At 62.5% G+C, this 25391-nt stretch carries 25 protein-coding genes and 1 pseudogene; 12 read left to right on the top strand and 14 right to left on the bottom strand.

What is annotated here, in order from left to right:
* Positions 1-655: 655 nt before the first annotated feature.
* Positions 656-976: a hypothetical protein gene (locus C266_RS27415; RefSeq protein ID WP_144265786.1), complete on the bottom strand. Its 321-nt coding sequence runs from the start codon at positions 974-976 to the stop codon at positions 656-658.
* Between the two features lie 234 nt (positions 977-1210).
* On the opposite strand from C266_RS27415, the gene C266_RS27715 reads away from it, so the two are divergent.
* The 3 genes from C266_RS27715 to C266_RS10915 all read left to right on the top strand — a co-directional run bounded on the left by C266_RS27715 (position 1211) and on the right by C266_RS10915 (position 3440).
* Positions 1211-1378: a hypothetical protein gene (locus C266_RS27715; protein WP_158453307.1), complete on the top strand. Its 168-nt coding sequence runs from the start codon at positions 1211-1213 to the stop codon at positions 1376-1378.
* The gene (locus tag C266_RS10910; protein WP_010806850.1) at positions 1363-1731 is read left to right on the top strand and encodes a hypothetical protein; all 369 of its coding nucleotides are present in this window, start codon (positions 1363-1365) and stop codon (positions 1729-1731) included. The genes C266_RS27715 and C266_RS10910 overlap by 16 nt, the downstream gene beginning before the upstream one ends.
* Positions 1732-1979: 248 nt before the next feature.
* Positions 1980-3440, top strand: coding sequence for a M20 family metallopeptidase (locus C266_RS10915; RefSeq protein ID WP_010806851.1), 1461 nt, complete (start codon positions 1980-1982; stop codon positions 3438-3440).
* A gap of 111 nt (positions 3441-3551) precedes the next feature.
* Here the strand turns inward: C266_RS10915 and C266_RS10920 are convergent, their stop codons facing one another.
* From C266_RS10920 to C266_RS10945, 6 genes are all read right to left on the bottom strand, one after another.
* The gene (locus C266_RS10920; RefSeq protein ID WP_010806852.1) at positions 3552-4814 is read right to left on the bottom strand and encodes a hydantoinase/carbamoylase family amidase; all 1263 of its coding nucleotides are present in this window, start codon (positions 4812-4814) and stop codon (positions 3552-3554) included.
* A gap of 60 nt (positions 4815-4874) precedes the next feature.
* Positions 4875-5825, bottom strand: coding sequence for a dihydroorotate dehydrogenase (locus C266_RS10925; protein WP_010806853.1), 951 nt, complete (start codon positions 5823-5825; stop codon positions 4875-4877).
* A complete protein-coding gene (locus C266_RS10930; RefSeq protein WP_036662643.1) occupies positions 5818-6750 on the bottom strand; it encodes a dihydroorotate dehydrogenase electron transfer subunit in 933 nt (310 codons plus the stop codon). Before C266_RS10930 ends, C266_RS10925 begins: the two co-directional genes overlap by 8 nt.
* A 78-nt stretch (positions 6751-6828) precedes the next feature.
* Complete coding sequence (locus C266_RS10935; RefSeq protein ID WP_010806855.1) at positions 6829-8091, bottom strand: MFS transporter; 1263 nt, start codon at positions 8089-8091, stop codon at positions 6829-6831.
* 160 nt (positions 8092-8251) lie between these two features.
* Positions 8252-8575, bottom strand: coding sequence for a hypothetical protein (locus tag C266_RS10940; RefSeq protein ID WP_010806856.1), 324 nt, complete (start codon positions 8573-8575; stop codon positions 8252-8254).
* Between the two features lie 173 nt (positions 8576-8748).
* A complete protein-coding gene (locus C266_RS10945; protein ID WP_010806857.1) occupies positions 8749-9801 on the bottom strand; it encodes a porin in 1053 nt (350 codons plus the stop codon).
* A 343-nt stretch (positions 9802-10144) separates the two neighbouring features.
* On the opposite strand from C266_RS10945, the gene C266_RS10950 reads away from it, so the two are divergent.
* The 6 genes from C266_RS10950 to C266_RS10975 all read left to right on the top strand — a co-directional run bounded on the left by C266_RS10950 (position 10145) and on the right by C266_RS10975 (position 17661).
* Entirely contained in the window at positions 10145-11059 is a 915-nt protein-coding gene (locus tag C266_RS10950; protein WP_036662645.1) for a helix-turn-helix domain-containing protein, read from the top strand.
* A 130-nt stretch (positions 11060-11189) separates the two neighbouring features.
* On the top strand, positions 11190-12740 hold the full coding sequence (locus C266_RS10955; RefSeq protein WP_010806859.1) for a hypothetical protein: 1551 nt from the start codon (positions 11190-11192) through the stop codon (positions 12738-12740).
* A 387-nt stretch (positions 12741-13127) separates the two neighbouring features.
* Positions 13128-13850: a gluconate 2-dehydrogenase subunit 3 family protein gene (locus C266_RS10960; RefSeq protein ID WP_010806860.1), complete on the top strand. Its 723-nt coding sequence runs from the start codon at positions 13128-13130 to the stop codon at positions 13848-13850.
* Between the two features lie 3 nt (positions 13851-13853).
* Complete coding sequence (locus C266_RS10965) at positions 13854-15629, top strand: GMC family oxidoreductase (protein WP_010806861.1); 1776 nt, start codon at positions 13854-13856, stop codon at positions 15627-15629.
* 29 nt (positions 15630-15658) lie between these two features.
* Positions 15659-17041, top strand: a complete 1383-nt coding sequence (locus C266_RS10970) for a cytochrome c (RefSeq protein WP_168162900.1) — start codon at positions 15659-15661, stop codon at positions 17039-17041.
* A gap of 152 nt (positions 17042-17193) precedes the next feature.
* Positions 17194-17661: a hypothetical protein gene (locus C266_RS10975; RefSeq protein WP_010806863.1), complete on the top strand. Its 468-nt coding sequence runs from the start codon at positions 17194-17196 to the stop codon at positions 17659-17661.
* A 28-nt stretch (positions 17662-17689) separates the two neighbouring features.
* Here the strand turns inward: C266_RS10975 and C266_RS10980 are convergent, their stop codons facing one another.
* Together C266_RS10980 and C266_RS10985 are read right to left on the bottom strand one after the other, a co-directional pair.
* Positions 17690-18964, bottom strand: coding sequence for an MFS transporter (locus C266_RS10980; RefSeq protein ID WP_010806864.1), 1275 nt, complete (start codon positions 18962-18964; stop codon positions 17690-17692).
* A gap of 83 nt (positions 18965-19047) precedes the next feature.
* Entirely contained in the window at positions 19048-19941 is an 894-nt protein-coding gene (locus C266_RS10985; RefSeq protein WP_010806865.1) for a LysR substrate-binding domain-containing protein, read from the bottom strand.
* Positions 19942-20240: 299 nt separating this feature from the next.
* On the opposite strand from C266_RS10985, the gene C266_RS10990 reads away from it, so the two are divergent.
* Positions 20241-20840, top strand: a complete 600-nt coding sequence (locus C266_RS10990; RefSeq protein ID WP_010806866.1) for a LysE family translocator — start codon at positions 20241-20243, stop codon at positions 20838-20840.
* 120 nt (positions 20841-20960) lie between these two features.
* Positions 20961-22031 (top strand): linear amide C-N hydrolase, encoded by a 1071-nt coding sequence (locus C266_RS10995; RefSeq protein ID WP_010806867.1) that lies wholly within the window; start codon positions 20961-20963, stop codon positions 22029-22031.
* Between the two features lie 107 nt (positions 22032-22138).
* On the opposite strand, the gene C266_RS11000 is transcribed toward C266_RS10995, so the two are convergent.
* Positions 22139-23728 (bottom strand): sensor domain-containing diguanylate cyclase, encoded by a 1590-nt coding sequence (locus C266_RS11000; protein WP_246831171.1) that lies wholly within the window; start codon positions 23726-23728, stop codon positions 22139-22141.
* Positions 23729-23803: 75 nt separating this feature from the next.
* On the opposite strand from C266_RS11000, the gene C266_RS11005 reads away from it, so the two are divergent.
* Positions 23804-23983: a phage portal protein gene (locus C266_RS11005; protein WP_010806869.1), complete on the top strand. Its 180-nt coding sequence runs from the start codon at positions 23804-23806 to the stop codon at positions 23981-23983.
* 19 nt (positions 23984-24002) lie between these two features.
* Here C266_RS11005 and C266_RS11010 read toward each other — a convergent pair whose 3' ends face one another.
* The 4 genes and pseudogenes from C266_RS11010 to C266_RS27720 form a co-directional block, all read right to left on the bottom strand.
* Entirely contained in the window at positions 24003-24320 is a 318-nt protein-coding gene (locus tag C266_RS11010; RefSeq protein WP_144265787.1) for a hypothetical protein, read from the bottom strand.
* A gap of 102 nt (positions 24321-24422) precedes the next feature.
* Positions 24423-24770 carry a BrnA antitoxin family protein gene (locus tag C266_RS11015; RefSeq protein ID WP_051126243.1) on the bottom strand — a complete coding sequence of 116 codons (348 nt, stop codon included), beginning with the start codon at positions 24768-24770 and terminating at the stop codon, positions 24423-24425.
* Complete coding sequence (locus tag C266_RS26790) at positions 24754-24939, bottom strand: BrnT family toxin (RefSeq protein WP_371257065.1); 186 nt, start codon at positions 24937-24939, stop codon at positions 24754-24756. Before C266_RS26790 ends, C266_RS11015 begins: the two co-directional genes overlap by 17 nt.
* Before the next feature lie 100 nt (positions 24940-25039).
* Positions 25040-25391: pseudogene (locus C266_RS27720) on the bottom strand (hypothetical protein); the annotation flags it as partial.

Below are 25391 nucleotides of genomic sequence, written 5' to 3' on the forward strand. Positions count from 1 at the left end.
CCCCCCCCCCCCCCCGGATTTACCCCAGCTTTGTGGTTTATTCGAAGAATCGATGGTGCACTGCACTACGGCGTAGGCGTCCCGCTCCTCCCATGCCCTCTCCGTCCCGGTAGCCCGGCCTACCGCAGACATCACTCCTGCCGCACGACGGCATACGCCGCACCCGGAAAATTTCCCAATTCCACGGTCCATGCGGGTTGCGCGACAACTTGTCGCACCTGCGACATTCTGTCGCATTGACATGCCTCGCCATAAATCTCGAATCACGTCACGGTGACGGTATTCCCGGTCGTCTTATTCGGTCTCGAAATCTATCCGAAGCAGGTGTTTGGCTTGCGGCGACGCAGCACGGACGAGGGGTTTACGGCTGCCGGACAAAGCGCATACTAGCCCTGCGTCTCGTCGATTCCGATAGCGTGAATCGATGACCGGCAAGGCTACGAACACTAAACAACGCGAGGTAACTTATGCACATCCGTTGGAAAAAAGTGTATTCGAGTGGTTGGGGAACGATTCATCACGATGCACCCCGTTCCCATCGCAGCGCCACTGAGCGCGAGCAACTCTTTCAACGCCTGTTGGCAATCGCGATCGCCTGTAGCGTCGGCGGTTTCGTGCTTTTGTCCGTAGGTGCGGCCTTCCTGGGACGCTAAAGTCACAGATCTTCCTTTTCGTGCGCGGCACCGCCTTCGGCGGACTGCCGCGCCGCGTTGCTCTGGACGACGCATTTCTCGATTTTCACGCGAAAAGTCCGCTCCCGTCCTTCCTGATGGTGCCGGGGGCTATGGCGCTTTCCTCCCGCCATTTCAATCACCTGCTTTGAACGAACGTCCGCTCTGTTTTGAAATGTCTTGTTACAAAGATGTTGTATTTCAAAAAAAGGCTGGCACGGCCAAATTCCGGCAATTCTCTGCAATTTCCCGTTAAAGATATGGCGAGAGATACGATAAAGCGCGCAATGCGCGTTGATATCCATCGTCGATAACGTGGTCTCCCGTGGTGCTATGGCTGCATTCTGCAAGTTCACGCTATTGCGTTTATGAAAGAATAGTGCGATCTTGAAATGGAGGTGCTGTGTCGGAATTTTGGGTAGTCCGCCTGTCGGAATTTGCCCGGATTTATCCGAATTGTCTTGCGCCTCAAAACTTTCGATAAAGAAGAAAAGAACAACAATAGTGCGGGCTGGTTTGATTGATTTGTGAGGTGCGCCATGGAAATTCGCTGGGAAAAGTTGTACTCGGGCGGATTGGGTCGTTTTTACGACACTTCGGAATCGAGCCGCCGTCGGGCACGGCGTGCACAGTTGGCATGGTTTGGCGTGGTCATCTCCGTTGGCGTCGCCATCGGGGCCATCGCCATCGCATGGCGCTGGATCTGATGCTCGTCACTGCGCGGCGCTTGGGGATCACAGGAATGCTGGTACTGCTTGCCGTCGCGGTGAGTGCGCCGGTTCGCGCTCAGGCACCGCCGATGCCAACGGAGCCGCTCGACATGGCGGGAAAGCCATGCGGGGCGCTGCGTGCCCTGCCGGCTGACGTTACGCACTATCGCTACGAAGTGGCGAACCGGTGCGAACGTCCCATCGTGTTCTTCTGGCGTTGCAATGGCACTGACACAGAGCATTCTCTGGACGTCGCCGGCAAAGTGACGCAGTCCGCCACATGCATGAAGGAGACGGCTGCGGCCGGAGAGATCGTATTCCGCTTCGATCCGCCGGGCACGGGCAACTGAACGCCGGTTCGCTATCCTTGCTTCGCCCCCTTGCAAGGCGCATGGCCCGCGCCGCCGTTTCCCCGGCTGACGCGGCCGGGTAGATGCCCTGCATCCGGCTGGCCGGTCGCCATCGCTGGCGGGAATGGCTATCATGACGTCATATGGCCCGCTGGCGTCTCCGGCGGTGCCCGTGACGGATCTGCGCGAGCGCTGCGACCCGATCCGTCGCGATCACGTCAACCGGTACACCCCCCAAGGACTCCCCCATGACCGACACCGTCACCCCGACCCAGCCGTCGCTCGACACGGCGGCATTGCGTGAATTCGTCGAACGCAAATGGAATGACGAAATTCTGCATGCACTGACCGACTACATCGCGGTACCCGCCAAAAGCCCCGGTTTCGATGCCGATTGGGCACGCAACGGCTACATCGATCGCGTAGTGCGCGACGCCGCCCAATGGGCGGAACGTCAACCGGTCAAGGGACTGCGGCTCGAAGTGATTCGTCTGGAAGGCCGCACACCGGTAATCTTTTTCGAAGCGCCGGCCACGCGCTCGGGCAGCACCGAGACGATCGTGCTCTACGGTCACCTCGACAAGCAGCCCGAGTTCGATGGATGGCGCAAGGACCTCGGCCCGTGGACGCCCAAGTTCGAAGACGGCAAGCTCTATGGCCGTGGCGGCGCGGACGATGGCTACGCGATCTACTCGAGCGTGACGGCGCTCGCCGCTCTCGATGCGCAAGGGGTGGAGCGCCCGCGTTGCGTGGGTCTCATCGAGACGTGCGAAGAGTCGGGCAGCTACGATCTGCTGCCGTATGTCGACGCACTGCGTGAGCGTCTGGGCCGTGTCGGTCTGGTCGTCTGCCTCGATTCGGGGGCGGGCAACTATGACCAGTTGTGGCTGACGACATCGCTGCGCGGCCTGATCTCGGGCAGCCTCGAAGTCCAGGTGCTCGACGAAGGTATTCACTCGGGCGGCTATGGCGGGATTGCGCCGTCGAGCTTTCGCATCATGCGTCAGTTGTTCGAGCGTCTTGAGGACGCCGGCACCGGCAACGTGCTGCCGCAGGGCTTCCATGCGCCGATTCCGCTACAGCGTCTGAAAGAGGCGGAAGCCACCGCACATATTCTTGGTGACGACGTCTGGAAGAAGGTGCCGTGGGCCTGCGGTCAGGACGGCCTGTCGGTGTTGCCGACCACGACCGATCCGAAGGAAGCGCTGCTCAATTCGACGTGGCGTCCGTCGCTGTCGGTGACGGGGGCTGCCGGTCTGCCCGCGCTGGCCGATGCGGGCAACGTGCTGCGCCCGCGCACGGCGTTCAAGCTGTCGCTGCGTCTGCCGCCGCTCGTTGACGCTGCCAAGGCCGTGGCCGAACTCAAGTCGTTGCTCGAACTCGATCCGCCGTACAACGCGAAGGTGACCTTCAAGTCCGACGCCGGTGCGGCCTCGGGCTGGAACGCTCCCGACGTAGCCCCCTGGCTCACGTCGGCGCTGAATACGGCATCGCAACGGCACTACGGTGAGGATGTCGCATACATCGGGCAGGGCGGCACGATTCCGCTGATGAACACGCTGCAAGCCGGTTTTCCGACGGCGCAGTTCATGGTGTGCGGCGTACTCGGTCCGAAGTCGAACGCTCACGGCCCGAACGAGTTTCTGCACGTGCCCTACGCGAAGAAGCTGACCGCTGCGGTGGCCGAGGTGATCGCATTGGCGCCTTGAGCGAGGTCAGGCGATAGGCGCGATGGGCGCGAAAGGCGCCGTCGCGACGAAAGACCCATCGGGCCGCCTGAGTGCGGCCCGATTTGTTTTGGCTGTGAGGGCAGGATGGGGTCAGAGCCGATGCGTGGCGGCGTCCAGCACCTGCACGCCGCGCATGAAGTCATCGAGATCCATGCTTTCCAGCGGATTGTGCGAGCCATTGGCATTACGTACGAATACCATGCCGCTCGGAATGCCTGCGTTGGCGAAGATGGCGGCGTCGTGTCCGGCGCCACTCGGCACCCGTTCCTGAGGAAGATCGAGCGTGCGGCAGACGTCGACCAGCAACGACGACACGTGCGCATCCATGATTGCCGGGGGCGACGAGAGTCGCCGGTCGAACACGAACTGCACGCCGCGATCGCGTTCGATGGCGCGGCACTCCGTGCGCATCAACTCGTAGAAGACGTCGAGCGTATCGGTGCTCTGGCTGCGCACTTCCAAACTGAAATCCACCTTGCCCGGAATGCGCGAGATGGCATGCTCGGCGGGATCGGTGCCGACGATACCGGTGGTCACCACCAGATCGATGCCACGCTCGAGCAGGGCGCGCCAATGCTCGTCGAGACGCGTGATGAGATCGGCCACCGCGAACATGGCGTCGTGACGCAACCAGCGCGGCACGGCCCCCGAGTGACCCGCTTCGCCCACACACGACACGCGATTGTGGCGAACATTGCCGCGAATGCCGGGCACGATGGCCACGGGCAGGTTGCGCGCGACCATCACCGGACCCTGTTCGATGTGCAGCTCCAGCCACGCTTTGGCTCGCGAGGCGTCGAACAGCATAGCCCCGTCGCGAATCGCGTCGACGTCGGCGCCGGCCTGCGCCATGCAGGCCGCGAGCGAGCGGCCATGCGTGCGATGGGGCATGGCCAGGTCGGCGTCGTTCAGTTTGCCGAACAGCGCACTCGATCCCATGTATGCACGGCCGAACCACGCGCTTTCTTCGCCACGCAGTGCGAGCACGCGTACCGGCGTGGCGGGATGACGCTGGCTGCGCCGCTGTTCGACCAGGCACAGCAGACCGGCCACGATGCCGGCGAGACCGTCGTAGTTGCCGCCTTGCGGTACGGAGTCCAGATGCGAGCCGATCCATGTGGCGGGGGCGTCGCCGGCGTCACCGATATCGTCGGGCAGCGTGAAGATCAGGTTGGCGGCGCGGTCGCGCGTGACGGCCAGTCCCTGATGTCCGGCCCATTCCGTCAGATACGAGGCTGCGGCATTCTCGCCTTCGCCGTAACTGTCGCGGGTAATGCCGACGCCGTCGTCGCCAAGACGGCGCAGGTCGGTGAAGAGTTGCTCGGCCAGCGGGGCCAGCGCGTTCAGTTCCATGAGTGTGCTTCTTTTCGCGTGAGGCTTTGCGAGGGTTGCGTGTAACGTGTGACGGCGTGCTCAGCCGGATTGCTGTGCAAAGCGCAGCCAACGGTCGGTCAGTTGGGCGTCGAGGGCGACGGCGCCGGTGAGCGTCGCGATGTGATCGATGGCCTGTGCGTCGCAGTACGCCGCGAGTCCGTCGATGATGTGTCCCATCACGGCCGGATCGCGGAACGACGCCGTGCCGACCTGTACGGCCGACGCGCCCGCGAGCATGAATTCCACGGCGTCGTCTGCCGTTTCGATACCGCCGCAGCCGATGATCGGAATGCGCACCGCACGATGGCATTGATGCACGAGCCGAACGGCGAGTGGCTTGATCGCCGGTCCCGACAGACCGCCCATCACGTTGCCGAGCTTGGGCTTGCGCGTGCGCACGTCGATCGCCATGCCGAGTACGGTGTTGCCCATGACGATGGCGTCGGCACCGGCGTCTTCCGCTGCTTTGGCAATCAGCGCGATCTGACCGGCGTTGGGTGTGAGCTTGACCCACAGCGGGTGCGAGGTGCGCCGGCGAATGGCGCTCACGGCCTTGTATGTGGTCTCGGGCAGCATGGCGAAGGCCATGCCGTCCGCTTCGAGGTTCGGGCAGGAGATGTTCGCTTCGATGGCCGCGACTTCCGGCAGCGAGAGCGTCTCGCAGGCTTGCCCGAAAGACTCCGCCGTATCGGCAGACACCGACACCACCACGGGCGTATCGAAACGTGTATAGGCGGGCAGAACATCGCGCCGGTAGGCGTCGAGGCCCTTGCTCGGAATGCCGATGGAGTTGAGCATGCCGCTGGCGGTCTCGGCCACGCGCGGCGTCGGATTGCCCGCACGCGTGGCAGGCGAGACGCTCTTGACGACAAGCGCGCCGAGCCGGGTCAGGTCCAGCGCTTCGGCATATTCGACCGCGAAGCAACCAGAGGCCGGCATGACCGGATTGCGCAAGGTGAGCGATCCGATGCGTACGGAAAGATCAGCCAAAGTCCACCTCCCCGACGACATCCCGAATCGGAAACACAGGGCCTTCACGGCACACGCGCAGGAATTGCTTGTCGCCATCGCGATCGAACAGGCGCACGCAGGACAGGCAAACGCCCATGCCGCACGCCATGCGTTGCTCCATCGCCACCTCGGCGGTGATGTGCGGGTGTGCGTGCAGCACACGCTGGAGCAGCATCAACAGACGATGCGAGCCGCAGGTGTAGACGGCGTCGTGCGGCGTGGCGTCGAGCAGGGCGCGTATGCGCGGCTCCAATACCTCGACGGCCGACGAGCCGTCGGTGTCGAACACGCAATGCACGTCGGCCAGTGCGCGGGCCTGCGGCGAGCGCAGGAATTCGTCGCGCATCAGATCGGCCTCGCTGCGGGCCGACATGACGACCGTCAACTTCAGCCCGGCCGCCGCCGCGCGCTGCACGAGCGGCGCCATTGTCGCGAGCCCCACGCCGCGCGCCACCAGCATCACGCGCTGCCACTGCTCAGGCTGCGTGTTGAGCGTGAAGGTGTTGCCCAGCGGGCCGACGATATCGAGCGTTGCCCCTTCCGGCAGGGTGGCCAGCGCACGTGTGCCCATGCCTGTCACGTTGTAGAGAAATTCAATGGTGTCCGGCTCGGGGCCGGTGCCGTACACGCTCATGGGGCGCAGCAGGAAGGGCGCGTCGCTGTCGGTGACCGGGCACTTCAATTGGTAGAACTGGCCGGGCTGCGTCGTGAGGGCGACGGGGGCATCTGCCTGCAGACGCAGATAGCGGTAACGCGCATTGACGGCGCGATGCGCGAGCACGCGGCAACGATGCGTCGCAACCGTAGGGGTGGGGCATGTCGCCTCTTGCGCGGCATGTGTGTCCGGGGGCACCGGCGCCCATGGGCGGGTGACGTCGGCACACGTCAGAGTGGCAACTGACATGGGGGCTCCGAATAAATGGGGACGGGCGTTGTGAGGCGACGCGACGACGTCGTAACGTCGCACGCGTCGTGTCTCTCGTTACTCGAGTTCAACGCCTTTGAGTTCGGGGATCAGGAAACGCGTCGCGAACATGTCGAGCACGTAAAGACTCGCGAGCAGCGCGATGGCGATCTGGAACGAGTAGCGGGCAGCAAGTGCACCGACGACGACAGGCCCCAACCCGCCGATGGCGCGTCCGATGTTCCACAGCACGTTCTGCGCGGTGGCGCGTGCAGCGGTGGGGTAGGCCTCGGACATGAGCGTGCCGTAGCCGCCGACCATGCCGTTGACGAACATGCCCATCAAGGCGCCGGCGAAGAGCATCACCATCGGGTCGGTCAACTGGGCGTAGACGAGCACCATGACCACGGCCCCCGCCTGATACAGCAGGAACGTGGGGCGGCGTCCGATACGGTCGGCCAGTTGCCCGAACGCCCAGACGCCGATCATCATGCCGATCACGGTGACCGCTGTCCAAATGCCGGACTTCGTGAGCGAGAAGCCGAGCTTCTGCGAGAGGAACGTCGGCAGCCAGATCATGATGCCGTAGTAGCCGAAGTTCTGGACCGAGCAAAGAATCACGATGCCCAGGCTCACCCGGGTGGTGCGGGCGTCCTTCACGAGCAGACGGAAGGCGTTGCTGCCCTGACCGGCCTTCGAAGGCTTGCCGGTGCGTCGCACGAAGACTTCGGGCTCGTGCAGCTTGTTACGCAGCACCCACGCGACGAGTGCCGGCAGCACCCCCACGAGGAACATGCCGCGCCAGCCGATATGCATCAGCAACAGCGGTGTGAGCAGTGCCGCGGCGAGTACGCCCGTCTGCCAGCCGAGCGCGACGTAAGACGAGACGCGTGCGCGTTTGGCCGCAGGCCACGCTTCGGCGGCCAGCGCCATGCCGATGCCGAATTCGCCGCCGAGTCCGATGCCCGCAATCGTGCGATACACGAGCAAGTCCCAGAAGCCCTGCGCAAATGCGCACAGCCCGGTGAACACGGCGAACAGCAGGATCGTCCACGTGAGCATACGCACACGGCCGTAGCGATCCGAGAGCGCACCGAACAGAATGCCGCCCGCGACGGCGCCGATCAGTGTCCACGTCACGAGTGCACCGGCCTGGCCCGGCGAGAGTTGCAGCCCAACCGTAATGGCCGGGAGCATGAAGCCGAGGATCAGCAGATCGAAACCGTCCATCGCATAGCCGATGGCAGAGCCCGCAAGCGCTTTCCACGCGTAAGGGGTAACGATGTCGTCGGACGTGGCGCCTGGGCGTTGGGCACTCGGTGTGTTCAGGTTGGCTTCCATGATCGGTTCCTGTGGGACGGCGAATCGACGCAGCGGGGTTAAACACCGCACCGCGCGGTTTTCGTCAAATTGTCTAAATTTTTAGACGATCAAGTGAAAAAAATACCGCCGGGGAGATGCGAGCCAAGCGTCGTCCATCGTCACGCATCGTCATCATGCGTTACGCATAGACCTCGGTCGTCAACTGTGCGGCGAAGCCGTTCAGCGTGGCGAGGAAGGTGGCATCGGAGGTGGCCGCTGCATCGCGCAACATCGTGGCATGGGCCTTGGTGCGGGCGAGAAATGCCTGAAACGTCTCACCGTTGGCGGCAATGCCCGACTGGCGTTCGGCGAACGTTTGTGCGGCCTGCGCGAGCAACAGCAACGCAGCGGATTCCCGCGTGGCCGTGCGCGACGCATTGAGACAACGTGCAGCAAAATCCTCGATGTCGGACAGACCGACCGTGTCGCGTTGTAACCAGACGCATGCAAGCTGCAGATCCATCATGCTCTCCATCTGTCTAAATATTTAGACTAAACGAACCCGGCGGGGCAGGCAAGACGAAAATAATCGGGTCAAACCCTGATATCGAGACGCCATGCGACGGCAGCCATGACTGATGAGCATTGCGTGCCGTCGCGTGCCTCGGGAAGGCTGGCGGTATCGCCAGCCCTCACTCAGAACTTCATGCGCAGGCCGGCGCCGTAGGTCTGTCCGGTCGACATGTCGCTCATGTGGTCGTACTTGTATGCGGCGTAGATGTCCGTGCGCTTGGACAGCGGGTAGTCGTAGCCGAGGGCCCACGTGGTGCGGCGCTGGTTGTCGCCCGAACCGTTCGAACCGGTATAGGCCACCGATGCGAGCACGCTGCCGCGGCCGAGCGGGACCGAAGCGCCCAACTGACCCGTATTCGCGTGGAAGTTGCCGCTTGCGGCCTGACTTGCTACGAGCATGTACTGGGCGAAGACCTTCACCACGGCGAAGTCATACGAGAGGCCGAGTTGTGCCGTGTTCTGATTGGTCAGCCCGGCGACGCCCGGCAACTGCGTGCCGAAGTCCCCCGGTGTCGCGCTGAAATTCACGTACTGATAGTTCGCGGCCGCGGCGAACGGGCCATTGGCGTAGGTGACGGACGCCGCCCATTTCTTCGCGCTATGGTCGGTCGCGCTGTTGCCGGTGGCGTAAAGCAACGTGCCCGCCAGCCCGGCGTAAGTCGGCGACGTGTACGCCACGGCGTTATTCCACGCCGAGTCGCCCACCACGCCCTGTGTCCCCAGACCCTTGTAGGTGTGGAAGATCATCGGCGAGAAGGTGTACGAGTTATTGAACGGGTTGAACTGGATCGTCGCCAGATAAAGCGGCGTCGTGATGCGGCCGAGGCGCAAGGTGCCGAGTCCGTTGGACAGGCCGACATACGCGTTGCGCGAGAAGAAGCTGTCGCCGGCGAAGCGGCCGTAGGTTCCGTTGTTCGGCTGGAAGTAGCTCTCGAGCACGAACAGCGCGCTGTTGCCGCCACCCAGGTCTTCGGTGCCGGCCAGGCCCCAATACGACGTGGTCATACCGCCGCCTTGCTGCACGACGGCAGCGTTGCCGCCCGGGTTCTTCACCGAGCCGACATAAGCGTCTGCCAGGCCGTAGAAGCTCACGCTCGATTGCGCGTGGGCCGTGGTTGCGAGCGTTGCGGCGCTCAGTGCGGCGGCACCAGCCACCTTGTGCCAGGTCTTCATCATTCCCTCTTTGTTGTATAAATTTCTGGACGGCGCGCAGGCTATCACTGCCGGCGCGTGCGGTCACCCCCCAAACCACGGCAAACCTGCTCCCGGTGCAGGGCATTCCCACGCAATGGGGTATCCGTGTTCGGGATCGTGCAGATGTCTAAAAAAATAGACAACAGGAAAAATATTCGCCGGGCGAATGTGGGGTGTTTGCGACAGTGCACCCAACGGGGCGGGGTGAGTAGGGACTGTCATGGCGCGGCATCGGGACGTGCGGGCGACCGGTATAATCCCCGCACTGCAATGCGGGTGCGGCGCGATTGGCCGGGCCGGGCATTGGCATCCGACAGGGGGCGATTTGAATCGAGCTGCGACGACATCCCGGGCGCCGAGGGGCGCGCGTTTCAATTTCCGAGCCATTGGCGAGCGTTTGCGCGCCTACCGGCTTGCGGCGGAATTACGTAGCGAGGATGTGGCGGAGCAGCTCGATATCTCACGCGCGGCCATCTATAAGCTTGAGCGCGGCGAGATCGTCAAGATCGATACGCTTGAGCGGCTTGCGGCACTGCTGGGGGTGTCGCTCGCCAATTTGCTGGGCGTGGAAGTCGAATATCACGACTCGGCGGTGAGCTATTTCGAGCGGATGCGCCAGTTGGAGAGCCGCTCCGAGCGTATCGTCGCGCACTTCGACCCGATTTCGTTTCTGCTGACCTCGGAAGACTATGACGTGTGGCTGCGTCACATGCTCGACGAGAGCATTCCCCCCACGCTCGCCGACCGCCATTGGGCGAACACGATCGATCGCGTGCTGGGCATCTTGCAGGATCGCAAGTCGAGTTTCTCGCGTCAGCGGCTGGCGGTGACCAGCCTCATCGGGTTGCGCCAGATCGAGCAGTTCCTGCATCACGGACTCGTCGGGCGGCTGGGACTGCCGCCGGGCGTGCAGCTCGAGCGGAAGATGGCGGCACGTCGCGAGGTCGCGCGCATTGTCGAGTTCCTCGAGGCCGACACGACGGGCGTGCAGATCGGCATCGTGAGCGACAACATGCCGAACGAGACGTTCCAGATCTTCGAAGCGCAGGGCGAAGCCTATGTCGCTGTCTCGCCGTTCCGTCTGGGCGAGCTACCCAACTTACGTACTGGTATTGCCACGATCACGACCTCGCCTGACGGGGTGGGCATGTATCGCGCCATGATCGATCGCCTGTGGGCCGATTCGGCCAAGGGGCGGGAAGGCGCGGCCCTTTTGGGGCAACTGCTCGCACGTTTCTGATGGCGGTGGGAAACGGATGCGCTGGTGCCACAAAGCGAAGCCATTCGACATTATCGATATCCCGGCACGGCGAATCCATTTAGTCTCCACGCGCCTGAAGACCATCCGGTCTGTTTATCTGGAGACGATCATGGGAACAATTTCCGCAGCATCGAGCCATTCGCCGGTGCAAATCCTTTCCGCTAACTGGTCGAAGCCGCCTGAAGACGGGAACAGCTTCGGCTCTGACTTTCAGCGACTGGGGTCGGTCGCCACCTCCGCGCTTGCGCCAACCGGCAAGTCCTGGCAGACGTATCCCGCACGGCAGAGAAGTGATCTGGAGAAGTGTGGCATTCCGCTTGGCACTTGGTGCGGTGAGCGCGATCGGGATGTGCTTCATGCCAAGCGCCTGCAAGCCCACCCGCTGATGCCCAGGTTCGTCGGTGAAGCACTTGAGCGCTGGCGCTCCACCTATCTCGACGGTATTGGCAAGGACGTGAGCTTCGAGCGCGATCGCGCGTCGTCCATGCAATCGGTGCGCTACGGCATTCCGCCTGTCGCCAAGCCGTTTGTTCGCGCATTCGACGTGGCACGGGTACGTGCCCAACTCGAGGAGATTACGCCACTGAACAACGAGATCCGTCAGTTGAATATGACGGTGCAATCGTTGCCGGAGGGAGAAACGAAGCGGATCGCGCGGGGAAATCTCGTTGACCTCGCTTCGCTCCGGGATGCCATGCTGGACCTGACCCTGGGGGCGCACGAACGCAAGCGCGACGAACTCAAGGCGGAAATCAGAGTACTGATCGCGCTCAACGACATGGCGCGCGAAGCCGAGAGAGAAATGACCAACGGCGGTGCCGACGTGCCATTGCGACTTTCCGTGCGCGATGGCAACTGGGTGCTCAAACCTGCGGCTTCGACGTCCTGGTTCGCCAAGAACAAGACGCGTGCCGCCAACGACGCGGCACGGTTGGCGTTGCTGCTTGGCTATCCGGCAGATCAGCCGGTCTCGCTCAAGATGATTAGGGACCGAGGGTTCGGGGTGCACGAGTATTCGTCGGTGCTCAATCACGCCAAGGAAGGGGGGCGCGGGGCAGGGCGTTCGTGGCTTGCGGCCAGAGCGTTGGATATCGATGCGTGGAAGACCGAGGGCAGCACCGTGATGGACGATGCCATGCGCCCCCAGGAGAGCCGCAGACTTAGCGTCACGTCGTTGCCGGAGTCCGACGACAGTCGGTCCGATCCCGGCCTGTCCGGCGACGGACTATTCGACGAGCATCACTATGCGGTGCTGCCTCTGCGCACCGGCGAGCGCCAGGAACCTGGCGACACGCCCACGCCAGTGCGTGGCGAGCATCACAACGAGGGACTTCATCGGCACGCCGGTGCGCGAAGCGCGCTTGGCAATACACCCGTGCCCGTGCACGACGACACACTGCTTGACGAGGGTTTCGACGGCGTGCCGCATTTCGCCGGCCCGGACGGTAGCGAATACGCACTCGTGAGGCGCGCTGAAACGTCGCCGGGGAGCGTGAGACGGTCGCTGACGTCTGGCGCGGCGCGCTTTGCGCAGATGCTCAACGTGGCGCGTTCGCTTGACCCGCAGGCTTCGGAGGAACTGACGCCCCCATTGCTGCGGCGCTTGCCGGCGTCATCGCCACCGCACCTGCCGTTGTCGTTGCCGCCTATCCTTGAGTAATTCACCACAATCACTGCATTAAGCACCAAGGCCGCTGCCGGAATACGGAGCGGCCTTTTTCGTGCTTGAAGGCGTCTCCGCCTGCGATCGCAGGCTTCTCATCCCGCGGGAGAAAGCGACTCCGAAATTTCGCTCGCCGAAACGCTTCGTGCGCGCGTAACTAATAAATATTTTAATTATTTGCAAGTCTTTCCAATCAATATGTTGCGAGATTTTTGCAACGACCCCTTGCTTTGCTATGTAGGGAACTTGTAAGTAGAATTGCCGCGTTAAATTGCGCTACGCGAGGTGAATGGCCTGTCAGGTTTTCTTCGCGCATGGCGAGCCACTATCGCTTGACTGTCATGCGTGATTCGTCCCGTCCCCCACACAAAAACGGAGAACTCCATGTCACAGGACAAGGAACCGCGCCGGCGCTTTCTGCGCCAGGTGCTGGCGATCGTGCCTGCTACGACGCTTGCCACCGGTGCGACGCTTACGCAGTCCGCCTGTAGCAGCGACAAGTCTGCTACCCCCGCTGCTTCGACCACGCCTTACGAGCCCAAGTACTTCACTGCCGACGAATGGCGTTTCGTGAATGCTGCCGTCGACCGTCTGATTCCTGCCGACGATCTCGGCCCGGGCGCGCTGCAAGCCGATGTGCCGCAGTTCATCGACCGTCAGATGGAAACTCCCTTCGGGCACGGCAAGCTCTGGTACATGCAAGGGCCGTTTCATACCGATCAGCCGCCCGAGATGGGTTACCAGTTGAGCCTCGTGCCGCGCGATATCTATCGTCACGGCATCGCGGCTTGCGATGCGTACTGCAAGAAGCAGTACAACAAGGTCTTCGCCGACCTCGATCACGCCACGCAGGAAACTGTGCTGGGCGATCTGGAGAAAGCGAAGATCGCGTTCGATAGCGTGCCCGCGCGCACGTTCTTCTCTTATTTGCTGGCCAACACGAAGGAAGGTTTCCTCTCGGACCCCATCCACGGCGGCAACAAGGACATGGTCGGCTGGAAGCTGGTGGGCTTTCCCGGCGCTCGTGCCGACTTCATGGACTGGGTGGACCAGCCCAACGTCAAATACCCGTACGGGCCCGTATCGATTTCCGGAAAGCGGGGCTAATTCATGGCAATCAAGAAAGATAAGGTCGACGCCGTCATCGTGGGCTTCGGCTGGACCGGGGCGATCCTCGGCCAGGAACTCACCGATGCAGGGCTCAACGTCGTGGCGCTCGAGCGCGGCGCCATGCGCGACACGCCGACCGACGCCCAGTACCCGAAGGTCATCGACGAACTCGAATACTCGGTGCGCGGCAAGCTTTTTCAGGAACTGGCGCGCGAGACCGTCACGATTCGTCACACGCCGGACGACCTCGCAGTGCCTTATCGCCAGAACGGCTCGTTCTTGCTGGGCAATGGCGTGGGCGGTGCGGGGTTCCACTGGAACGGCATGCACTATCGCATTCTTCCGGAAGAACTGAAGCTGCGCAGCCATTATGAAGAACGCTACGGCAAGAAGTTCATCCCCGAGGGCATGACGATTCAGGACTTCGGCGTGAGCTACGAAGAACTGGAGCCGCACTTCGATTTCGCTGAGAAAGTGTTCGGCACGTCGGGCAAGGCGGGCAACCTGAACGGCAAGATCGTGCCGGGCGGCAATCCGCGTGAGGGCGCGCGCTCGAGCGAGTTTCCCACGCCGGCGTTGCCGAATACCTACGGCGCGACACTTTTCGAAAAGGCCGCCCGCGAAGTGGGCTTCAATCCGTATCCGGCACCTGCCGCGAACACGTCCGAGCCGTATACGAATCCGTACGGAGTGCGTCTCGGACCGTGCAACTTCTGCGGCTTCTGCGAGAACTACGGCTGCTACATGTATTCGAAAGCGTCGCCGCAGACGACCATCCTGCCGGTGCTGCTCAAGAAGACCAATTTCGAGTTGCGCACGAATGCGTATGTCGTGAAGGTCAATCTCGACAGCGACGGCAAGAAGGCGACGGGGGTGACGTATATCGACGCGCAAGGCCGCGAAGTCGAGCAACCTGCCGATCTCGTCATCATGGCCGCGTACCAGATGCACAACGTGCGCTTGCTGCTGCTCTCGGGCATTGGCAAACCGTACGATCCGAAGACGGGCGAGGGTGTCGTCGGCAAGAACTACGCGTACCAGATGAACGGCGCGGTGAACGTGCTGTTGCCCAAGGGCACGCAGTTGAACCCGTTCGTCGGTACGGGCGCAGGCGGTGTGTCGATGGACGACTTGAACGGTGACCAGTTCGACCACGGACCGCTGGGCTTCATCGGTGGCGCGAGTATTCGTCACGTGCGCTATGGCGGACGTCCGATCAAGATGACCCCGACCGTGCCGGGCACGCCGTCGTGGGGCAGCAAGTGGAAGGCGGGCATTACCGACGCGTATCAACGTTACATGACCATCGGCATTTCCGGCTCGGTCATGTCGTATCGCGACGCCTGCCTCGATCTCGATCCGACGTACAAGGACGCCTATGGCGTGCCGCTGCTGCGCATGACGTTCGACTGGCATGACAACGAATACGCCATGCTGGGCTACATGGGCGACCGGATGGAAGAGGTCGGCCGCGCGATGAATCCGGAGAAGGTGTTCCGTGCGATTCGCAAGAAGGGCACCCATTACGACACGCGGATCTACCAGAGCACGCATACGACCGGGGGCGCCATCATGGGCACGAATCCGTCGAACAGCGTGGTCAACAAGTACCTGCAGAGCTGGGACGTGTCCAATGTGTTCGTGATGGGCGCATCGGCCTTCCCGCAGAACATGGGTTACAACCCTACGGGCGTGGTGGCGGCGCTGGCGTACTGGTCTGCGAAGGCGATTCGCGAACAGTACCTCAAGAACGCCGGCCCGCTGGTGCAGGCTTGAGGAGCGCAAACATGATCCGCAAAACGATGATGAAACGCTCCGTTGGTGCGCTCACGGCCGGTGCCTTGGCACTCGTGGCCGTTGCCGTGTGGGCGCAGACTGCGACGGCACCCTCCGGGGCAGCCGTCTCGCCGGTGCCCACGCCCGCAGTGCCTGCCACGACGGTGCAAGGCGGCGCTCAGACACCCGCCGCTAACGATCCGCAAGCGCAGCTCGTGAAGCGGGGCGAGTACCTCGCCCGCGCCGCCGATTGCGCTGCGTGTCACACGGCGCCCAAGGGCAAGCCGTTTGCCGGCGGTCTGCCGATTGCCTCGCCTATCGGCACGATCTACTCGACGAATATCACGCCGGACAAGGACACCGGCATCGGCAGTTACAGCCTCGAAGACTTCGACAAGGCGGTGCGTCACGGCGTCGCCAAGAATGGCTCGACGCTGTACCCGGCCATGCCGTACACGTCGTACGCGAAGGTGCGTCCGGCCGATGTGAAGGCGTTGTATGCCTACTTCATAAACGGCGTGCAGCCGGTTGCGCAAGCGAACAAGTCGACCGATATTCCGTGGCCGATGTCGATGCGCTGGCCGCTGTCGATCTGGCGCAAGATGTTCGCGCCGGCGGTCGTGGCCGACGTCGCGTCGACCGATAACGATCCGATCTCGCGCGGTCGCTATCTGGTCGAAGGGCTGGGCCATTGCAGCGCATGCCATACGCCGCGCGGCGTCGCCTTGCAGGAGAAGGCGCTGACGGACGACAGCACGGCGTTCCTCTCGGGCGGCGTGGTCGACAACTTCCTCGCGAAGAACTTGCGTGGCGATGTCACCGACGGTCTGGGCAACTGGAGCGAAGGCGATATCACGGCGTTCCTGAAGGGCGGACGTAATGATCATTCCGCGGCCTTCGGCGGTATGTCGGACGTGGTGCAACACAGCACTCAGTACATGAACGACGACGATCTCACCGCCGTTGCCAAGTACCTGAAGACACTGAAGCCGGTCGATCCGAACGCCAAGGCGCTCGCCTACGACGACACTGTGGCCAAGGCGTTGCGTACGGGCTCCGACAAGAGCAATGGCGCGCTCACGTTCCTCGACAACTGTGCGGCATGCCACCGCAGCACGGGCAAAGGCTACACGCAAACGTTCCCGACGCTCGCGCTCAGTTCGACGGTGAATACGGCAGATCCGACTTCGCTCATCCATATCGTGTTGCGCGGTGCGGAAATGCCGTGGACGAAGACGGCGCCGACGCATTACGCGATGCCGGGCTTCGACGATCGTCTGACCGATCAGGATGTGGCCGACGTGTTGACGTTCGTGCGCTCCAGTTGGGGCAACAAGGCGCCGGCGGTGACCAGTGCACAGGTGGCCAAGGTGCGCAAGGACGTTGGCGCGGCACCGCAGCCGCTGCGCTAACCGCCGTGGCGTTTCGCGCGCGACCGGGCATACCGGCGCGAGCGCTTCGCCTGAGGTGAAATGAAGCCCCGCCGGGCAATTCTGCCGGCGGGGCTTTTCAATGTCCGCGATCTGCCGGCGCGAACGGTATCGATGCAAGGGGGGGGGACGCATTGCCATTCATTCTTCTGGCGCTCGTCGTGCTGGCGGGCATCGTGTACGGCGCGGTGCGGTTATACGCTGCCGTTTCGCTCAGGTTCGGCACGCTGGCGGCTGTGGCGACGATTGCCGGGTGTGTGCTGATCGCCGTGTGGCTCGCGAGGGATGCGGTGCGGCGCTATCGCGGCGTGCATGGCGTGCGGCGCGACGGCAAGCGGCTAGTCGGTGTCGTAGGCGAGTGGGGCGAACTCACGCTCGACGCCGATCGCAAGATGGGCACGATTCGCGTGAGCGGTCACGAGACGCGATTTGTGTTTTCGGATGTCTCGTCGGCGCATCCGGTCAGCGAGGGCGGGCGTTGGTGGCTCGTGCTTGAACTCGCCCACAACGCGCAGGCGAATTGGCGTGTGCCGATGCCCGGCCGCTCGCTGGCGCAACGCTGGACGAAGATATTCCGTCTGGCGAGCGCGCATCGTCTATAAGTCGGCAGGCCCTCAGACTCTCACACACTCACGCACTGGCCGTTAGCGGCTGCCGGACCGGCGGCGCTGCGCGCTCGTCGTTGATCGGGAAGTGCAGGGCGGCTGCCACGGCACCCAGGATCGCCGTCGCGGCCCAGATCAGATTGTAGGAGCCGGTAACGTCGAGCACGTAGCCACCCAGCCACGCACCGAGGAACGAGCCGACCTGATGGCTCATGAAGCATAGGCCGAAGAGCGTTCCCAAATGCTGTGTGCCGAAGACTTTCGCCACCAGACCGCTGGTGAGCGGTACGGTGCCGAGCCACGTCAACCCCATGATAGCGGCGAAGATCACCACGCTCGTGTCGGATTTCGGCAGCAGGAAGAAGAGTGCGATGGCCGCCCCGCGAATCAGGTACAGCCAGCCAAGGACGTGATGCTGACGATACCGTCCGCCAAGCCAGCCGCATGCCCAGCTTCCCGCCATATTGAACAGACCGATCAGCGCGAGCGCAGTGGCGCCCAGGCCGGCGGGCATGTGGCACATCATCAGATAGCCGGGCAGGTGGGTGGCGATGAAGGCCAATTGAAAGCCGCAGGTGAAGAAGCCGAGCGTCAGCAACTGATAGCCGCGATGGCTGCGCGCCTGACGGAGCACTTCGCGTAGCGAGACGTGTTCGCCGTCGTTGCCCGACGCGGGGGAGGCGGCCTTGCCGGCCGCATTGCCGCGCCGCTGCAGCGTCATGAAGAGGCCGAGCGGGGCGGCACAGCACAGGATCAGTGCGAGGGCGAAGAGCGACGTCGACACGCCGTAGGTCTGACGCAGGCCTTGCGCGATAGGCACCAGCGCGACCTGTCCGAGCGAGCCTCCGGCGCTCACGAGCCCCATCGCCATCGTGCGTTTCTCCGGCGTGACGGCGCGGCTGACGGCGGGCAGCACCACACCGAACGTCGTGCAACTGATGCCGAGTCCGACGAGCACGCCGAGTCCGATGACAAGCCACATTCCGGACGGCGCCAGTGCCGCCATCGCCAGCCCTCCGGCGAACGCAAACGCGCCGAAAGCAACGACGGGGGCCGGGCCGTGACGGTCGGCCATCGCGCCGGCAAACGGCTGTGCGAATCCCCATACGAGGTTGTGCAGTGCGATGGCGAAGGCCACGAGGGTGACGGGCACGCCGCGATCGTACGAGAACGGATTGATGAACAGACCGAACGTCTGCCGGGTGCCCATTGCGGCACTCAGGACGAGTGCCCCGGCAACGATGATCAGGGTGACGCGGTTTTGCAGCGAGGGCGCCGCCGAAGCCAAGGGTTTTTGCATGATGGTGAGTCCTCCTCGCCGAAGTCTGGCAACGACATGCCCTTCTGGCAAACGAGTTGTGCGTTACGGCGAGTGAATTCTATTCACCCGAAGGGGCGAGCCTGTTCGATAACCCAGTCGCGGAACGCCACGCACTCGGGGTGCGGTTCGATGTCTTGCGCGCAGATCAGCCAGTAGGCCCCCTGCGCTGGCGTCGTGATGTCGTGTGCCGGTACGAGGGTACCGCTCGCGAGATAGTCGTCGACCAGCGGGCGGCGTCCGATGACCACACCAAGGCCGGTCATCGCCGCGTCGAAGGCCATTTGAATGCTGTCGAAACTCAGGCCGCCCTGGGCATCGAAATCATCGATGCCTGCGCCTTCGATCCAGGCTTGCCAGTCTTCACTGGCGCTGGTCACGTGAATTCGTGTGACGGCGCGCAGGTCGAGCTTGCCGTCGGCATCGGCATGGTTCGCACGATACGCCGGACTACAGACGGGAACGAGTCGTTGGCCGAACAGCCGGTGCCAGGCGTCGCTCGCGACCGGTGCACGCGACAGGCGGATGGCGAAGTCGAAGCCGTCGGCCGGGAAGCCCACCTGTCGCTGAGACGAGTCCATCGTGATGTCGACGTTCGGCATGCGCTGCAAGAACGTGCTCAGGCGAGGGAGGAGCCAGCGCGAGGCGAGGGTTGGGGCACAGGAAATGGCGATGGCGCGCGAGGCATCCGGCGTGGGCAGACGTCGCGTGCCGGTGAGCAGCAACGAGAACGCTTCGGTCACGTAGGCGAGATAGTCGACGCCTTCCGGAGTGAGCGAGAGACCTTGCGGCGAGCGGATAAACAGGGCGACGCCAAGCGTCTGCTCCAGCCCGACGATGCCGTGGCTGACGGCGCTCGGCGTGAGATGCAGTTCGGCGGCAGCGCGTTTGAAGCTCTGGTGGCGCCCGGCGGCTTCGAACAGGCGAAGGGCGGATAGCGGTGGCAGGCGGGGCGGCATCGGATAAGGTGTCGAGCGGTCGGTGAGCGGGGGCAAGCGCGCCGGTATCGATGGCTTTGTTCGGATGGCGTCGATTTTCGCACGACGCCGGGCGTTGTGTGGCGGCGGTGCGTCGATGGGGCCGGGTGGCTGGGCCGGCGGGGTGGCGACTGTCACGGTTGGCGGCCGGTACAGGCCTGTCCGGATTTGGCGAACTGTATCGGGATTCGGGCAGCGCGCGTGCCTATCCTGTGGCTCCGCGAGTCCCAAGGTGACTGCATGAGGCGGCGCCGGCGCGGGGGGGCTTCAGACTTTCGAACATGACGACCGAACAATTGCTGGCCTTCTGTGCTTTCGCTGTCATCACGCTGGTGACGCCGGGTCCGAACAACATGATGATCCTCGCTTCGGGGCTGAACTACGGCTTCGCGCGCACCTTGCCGCATCTGGCAGGCATCGCCTTCGGTTTCGCGCTGATGGTGTTTCTGACGGGCACGGGCCTGCATTCGATCTTCGTGCGCTTCCCCGTGATTCACACGGTGCTGAAGTACGCCGGGGCGGCATATTTGCTGTGGCTTGCATGGCATTTGGCGCGCTCGGGGCCGATTGACGGTGAGCGTCGTGAGCGCGAGCGTCCCATGGGGTTTCTCGGCGCAGCGGCGTTCCAGTGGGTGAATCCGAAGGCGTGGGTGATGGCTGTGGGTGCGATCAGCACCTATCTTCCCAAGGCGTCGCATTTGCCCGACGTGATGGTGCTCACGCTGATCTATGGTGTGCTCTGTGCGCCGTGCATTGGTCTGTGGGCGGGATTCGGCGTTGCGATGCGACGGGTGCTCACCGATGCGCGCTCGGTACGGATCTTTAATGGGTTTGCCGCAGCAATGCTGGTGGCGTCGCTGTATCCGATTCTGATCGAGTGATGACACGAAGCGTCTGACGACGTGCCGGGAAGTGATGCGCAGGAGCGAAGAGATTCCATCGTTATACTGACGGCTTCTACGAATCTCTCCCGCCAAACGTGAGGTATCGCCATGCCCCGGATGTTCGTCAAGACACTGCCTTGTCTCGTCGCTGCCGCGACACTCGCTTTCTCCCCGCTCTCGTCGTTGGCCTGCACCCGGGTGGTATATCTCGGTGCAAACGACGACGTCGTCACGGCACGTTCGATGGACTGGAGGCTCGACGTCGCCACCAATCTCTACGTGTTGCCGCGAGGCATTGCGCGTTCGGGAGAATCCGGGCCGAACTCGCTTCGCTGGACAGCGAAATATGGCAGTGTGGTCGCCACGGGTTATGACGTATCGACGACGGATGGCGTCAACGAGAAGGGGTTGTCTGCGCAGTTGCTGTGGCTGGTGGAGTCGCAATATCCGAAGTTCGACAGGGGCGCGAAACCGGGGCTGACGATCGCAGCCTGGGCGCAATACGTGCTGGACAACTTTGCGACAGTCGCCGAAGCGGTGACCGCGCTCGAGAAAGAACCGTTCACGATCGTGACGGACAACGTGCCGGGTGAGAACCGGCTCGCGACCCTGCACCTGTCGATGTCGGACAAATCGGGTGACAGCGCCATCGTCGAGTACATCAATGGCCGGCAGGTGATTCACCACGGCCGTCAGTATCAGGTGATGACGAATTCGCCGACGTTCGACGAGCAACTCGCATTGAACACGTACTGGAAGCAGATCGGGGGCACGACGTTCCTTCCGGGGACGAATCGCTCGTCGGATCGATTTGCGCGGGCGTCGTTCTACATCAATGCGATTCCGAAAAATGAAGACCCGGTCGAGGCGCTGGCGAGCGTGTTCAGCGTGATTCGCAATGTGTCGGTGCCGTACGGGATCACGACGCCGGGCGAGCCGAATATCTCGTCGACGCGCTGGCGCACGGTGGTCGATCACAAGCGCATGCTCTATTTCTTCGAGTCGGCGCTCACGCCGAATACGTTCTGGGTGGATCTGAACAAGGTGGATTTTGCGGCAGGCGCACCGGTGAAGCGGCTCGATCTCGGTAAGGATCAACGCAATACGTTTAAAGGCGAGGTGTCGGGTGAGTTCAAGGTGGCACCACCGTTCCCATTTTTGGGGGCGAATACCGGCAAGGGGAGTTGATAAAGGAAAACGGGCCCGAGGGGCCCGTTCTTTCCCGTAGGAGACGCGACTAGGCGCGCGCAGACTTCGTACGAGCTTGCAGATCTCGCAAGAGGCTTAGACTTCGCTCAATTGACTGCGAGCAATATGTCCGACTTGGCGTTGGGCGCCATTTGATTTGGACGGGAAGAGATGACACAGTTACGCCCGGCCGACTTGGCTGCATAGAGGTACTCGTCGGCGCGGCTCAAGCAATCTTGGGTGGTTTCCATGCCAAGCGCATCGCCCGAATGTACGTAAGCACCAATGCTGACGGTGACGCGGCCATGACGGCTGAATGCATGAGGCTCACCTTTTGCCTCAATCGCGCCGCGAATCTTCTCGGCCATCCGCAAGGTACCTGCTTGATCGGTGCTTGGCAGCACCACGCAAAACTCCTCCCCACCATAGCGACCAGCGATGTCGCCCGGACGTCGAACGTTGTCCAGGATGCAGCGCGAAATCATTCGGAGCGCGACATCGCCAGCAGCGTGGCCATAATGGTCGTTATATTGCTTGAACTCATCAACATCGATCATCAGGACGCCAAGTGGCTGTTGAGTTCGATTCGCCCGTCGCCATTCGGAATCGAAGGCCGCATCAAACGCGCGGCGCGTCGCCAGGCCAGTCAGTCCATCTGTATTGGCAAGCGTCTCAAGCTGCCGCTCCATCTCGAACCGCTTGCGCAACTGCTCGGCAAAGAAGACAGAAGCCGCCAGCAACAGTACGTTCAGGGTTGCGACAATTGAACCGATCACCATCGCGCGATATCTCCAATTCCGGTAGATATCTTGAGTGGGCAATCCCACCGTCACCGCCAGTGGGTAGCCTTCGATCCGGCGCGACGTCAGCAACCGTTCAACGCCATCGCGCTTGGACGTTGCCACAACAGTGAGTATTTTTGCGTTTTCCGCAAATACGGGGCTGGGCTCGGTCGGCACAATTCGCGAATCGCTTGACCAACTGGCATAGAGGGTGCCATCCAGACCCGATAGTGCGATTGTGCCTGCAGTCCCAACGTTGACACCTTCAAACAGGTGTGTGTAATAGCTGACGCGCAGTGTGCCGACCACGATGCCGGAAAATTTTCCATCCACGTCGTTCAGGCGGCGACTCAAACCTACCGTCAATCCTTCACCCCCAACGCGCGGTACGAATGGTTTGCTGATGAAGAGACCAACATCCTTGGCAGTCTTTTGCGCGGCGAAATAGTCGCGGTCTCCGACAAATACGGAGCGTGGCGGTACCGCGCGGGAATCGGCGAAAACATTTCCCTGCGCATTCGCTACGAGCAGCGAACCTAAGTCACGTGCGGCGCTCGATCGGTCAAACAAGACCAGTTGACGGATCTCCGGTGAAAGCGCCATCACGTGGGGGTTGTGAACCGCATCAACGACCGCCTGCAGCGACAGGTCATAAGTCTCTATGTTGCGGGCAATATCCCGCTCCAGAATCAACGTGATGTTCTCGGAGAACTCCTGCGCGCGCAGCATGGCATCGGAACGCATTTCATACAGCAATGCCGCTGTCAGGATTGAGATGACGCCGGCGAGAGATGCAGTGCCAGCGATGAACAAGGATGGGCGTGATGCTAGGGCAATGGCAATACGACGAACAAACATACACAGAAGCACAACCAGAAGAGTTTTTGTCTGAGATGCGGTGTCTGCAACCACCATCAGCAGACCTTGCGCTGTGCGAATTTTACGTGACTTCTTGCTGGTATAAGTCAGTTCCCTGTACCGCCGCAGCTCATGAGCGTGATTCCGAACAACACGGTCGGGCTCGGTGACGTGGAGACGGCCGCGAAGGTCTTCTGGGGCAACGAGATTATGCCGCTACAGGAGAGCATGAAAGCCGTGAGCGACTGGCTCGGTGAAGAGGTGATGCGGTTCGAGCCGTATGCGCTTGCGAGCAGCGACAAGACTGCTTAAGCCACCTTGTCGCGCTTGACTATAGGGTATTATGGGGTGTCAGAGCCGAGGCGGGCGCCTGGCGGGCAGCAACGTGCGCAGCGATGAGGTCATGGAGTTCCTCGGCCGCTTTCCGGGCGGCAGGAATTTCAAGGTTTCGGAACGATACGAGCAGGTCGCTTGCGGTGAATTCTGCGCCGTACTCGGTGCGGGCATGACGGCGGAAAATCGCGATTGCCGCGTCACGAAGTTCGCCTCCGCCAGCCGATAGCAGATCGTCCACGACGGGCGGATACGAGATGTGATCCCACTCCACGTCGGCGACCTTCGTGCGACACGTCACGGTGACGTATGGCACCTTCAACCTCTCGCAACGCGCAAACCACAGATTCACGTTTTCACTCGCGTCCCGCGCGCCCTTCCGGACCTCTATGAATTTCGCCATCTCGCGTCGCTCCGGTTAGGCCGGGAGCATGTGGTGCGACTGAGCGTACTCGCGCAGCGCATCGTTCATGCGAGTCTGCCAGCCGTCGCCGGTGGCCTTAAACGCATCGACCACATCCCGGTCGGCTCGCATATTGAGCGTCACCTTACGCTCGTTTTCCGGCAGCGCAGGGCGCCCGCGTCGTTTCAGCAGGGCATCGGTGCGTTCCTTTCCGAGGGCTTTCGTCAGCACCTCACGCGCCGGGCGCGTCTTCTTCAGTTGGGTATCGGTGAGCGGCGGGCTGTCCGGATCGGACTGTGCCGCACGCGTGATCGCCGCGTCTTCGGCGTCGGTCATCGGTTGGATCTTACGTTTCGTCGTCATATTGCTTTACCTCGCGTCGATTGGCTTTGCGAAGGCTGATAACTCGAATCGCTTCGCCACGCACAGTGAACACCATTACATGAACCCGGTCGCCGATCAGGCCGAGGGTGACAAATCGTTCTTCGTTGTAGTTGCGCCTATCGTCAATTCCGACGAGGGCGGTGTCCAACTCGAACGCCTCAGCAAGTGCCAGTGAGAGGCCGTGCTTCTCGGTTCGCTTGATCTTTGATCGGGTCGAATTCGATGTCCGTATAATTTTTGTATGGGCATTAATTGTCGCCGTCAACGATTTTTTGTGTTGGCAATAATTGCTCGACCGACGGAGCATCGGGCGTCGGCACCGCGCGTGTCGGACGCATGCGGTCGACCCCCGCTTCTGCGACGCATGGCTCATCAAGTAGCCGCGAACGAAGCGACTCGATGGCGACGAGCCACCCACCCACATCCTCCCGCCAAGCGGCGCGGATGATCTCCATATCCGCCCGGCACGCCAGCAGCACGCCGTGCATCCGGTGGATCTCCCACAGCAGTTCCCGCACTTCGGGCGATGGCGCACGAGTCCAGATCGTGCGCAGCTCCAGGCTGGTCAGGGCACGGCGTTCGGGGGGGGGGGGGGGGGGG

Source organism: Pandoraea sp. SD6-2, from assembly GCF_000389825.1.
Classification (GTDB): domain Bacteria; phylum Pseudomonadota; class Gammaproteobacteria; order Burkholderiales; family Burkholderiaceae; genus Pandoraea; species Pandoraea communis.

Bases quoted from the DNA above. Each gene is read 5' to 3' on its own strand.
- C266_RS27415 (WP_144265786.1), bottom strand. From the start codon at position 976: ATGGATATCAACGCGCATTGCGCGCTTTATCGTATCTCTCGCCATATC.
- C266_RS27715 (WP_158453307.1), top strand. From the start codon at position 1,211: ATGGAAATTCGCTGGGAAAAGTTGTACTCGGGCGGATTGGGTCGTTTT.
- C266_RS10910 (WP_010806850.1), top strand. From the start codon at position 1,363: ATGGCGCTGGATCTGATGCTCGTCACTGCGCGGCGCTTGGGGATCACA.
- C266_RS10915 (WP_010806851.1), top strand. From the start codon at position 1,980: ATGACCGACACCGTCACCCCGACCCAGCCGTCGCTCGACACGGCGGCA.
- C266_RS10920 (WP_010806852.1), bottom strand. From the start codon at position 4,814: ATGGAACTGAACGCGCTGGCCCCGCTGGCCGAGCAACTCTTCACCGAC.
- C266_RS10930 (WP_036662643.1), bottom strand. From the start codon at position 6,750: ATGTCAGTTGCCACTCTGACGTGTGCCGACGTCACCCGCCCATGGGCG.
- C266_RS10935 (WP_010806855.1), bottom strand. From the start codon at position 8,091: ATGGAAGCCAACCTGAACACACCGAGTGCCCAACGCCCAGGCGCCACG.
- C266_RS10940 (WP_010806856.1), bottom strand. From the start codon at position 8,575: ATGGATCTGCAGCTTGCATGCGTCTGGTTACAACGCGACACGGTCGGT.
- C266_RS10945 (WP_010806857.1), bottom strand. From the start codon at position 9,801: ATGATGAAGACCTGGCACAAGGTGGCTGGTGCCGCCGCACTGAGCGCC.
- C266_RS10955 (WP_010806859.1), top strand. From the start codon at position 11,190: ATGGGAACAATTTCCGCAGCATCGAGCCATTCGCCGGTGCAAATCCTT.
- C266_RS10960 (WP_010806860.1), top strand. From the start codon at position 13,128: ATGTCACAGGACAAGGAACCGCGCCGGCGCTTTCTGCGCCAGGTGCTG.
- C266_RS10965 (WP_010806861.1), top strand. From the start codon at position 13,854: ATGGCAATCAAGAAAGATAAGGTCGACGCCGTCATCGTGGGCTTCGGC.
- C266_RS10970 (WP_168162900.1), top strand. From the start codon at position 15,659: ATGAAACGCTCCGTTGGTGCGCTCACGGCCGGTGCCTTGGCACTCGTG.
- C266_RS10980 (WP_010806864.1), bottom strand. From the start codon at position 18,964: ATGCAAAAACCCTTGGCTTCGGCGGCGCCCTCGCTGCAAAACCGCGTC.
- C266_RS10985 (WP_010806865.1), bottom strand. From the start codon at position 19,941: ATGCCGCCCCGCCTGCCACCGCTATCCGCCCTTCGCCTGTTCGAAGCC.
- C266_RS10990 (WP_010806866.1), top strand. From the start codon at position 20,241: ATGACGACCGAACAATTGCTGGCCTTCTGTGCTTTCGCTGTCATCACG.
- C266_RS10995 (WP_010806867.1), top strand. From the start codon at position 20,961: ATGTTCGTCAAGACACTGCCTTGTCTCGTCGCTGCCGCGACACTCGCT.
- C266_RS11000 (WP_246831171.1), bottom strand. From the start codon at position 23,728: ATGGTGGTTGCAGACACCGCATCTCAGACAAAAACTCTTCTGGTTGTG.
- C266_RS11005 (WP_010806869.1), top strand. From the start codon at position 23,804: ATGAGCGTGATTCCGAACAACACGGTCGGGCTCGGTGACGTGGAGACG.
- C266_RS11015 (WP_051126243.1), bottom strand. From the start codon at position 24,770: ATGACGACGAAACGTAAGATCCAACCGATGACCGACGCCGAAGACGCG.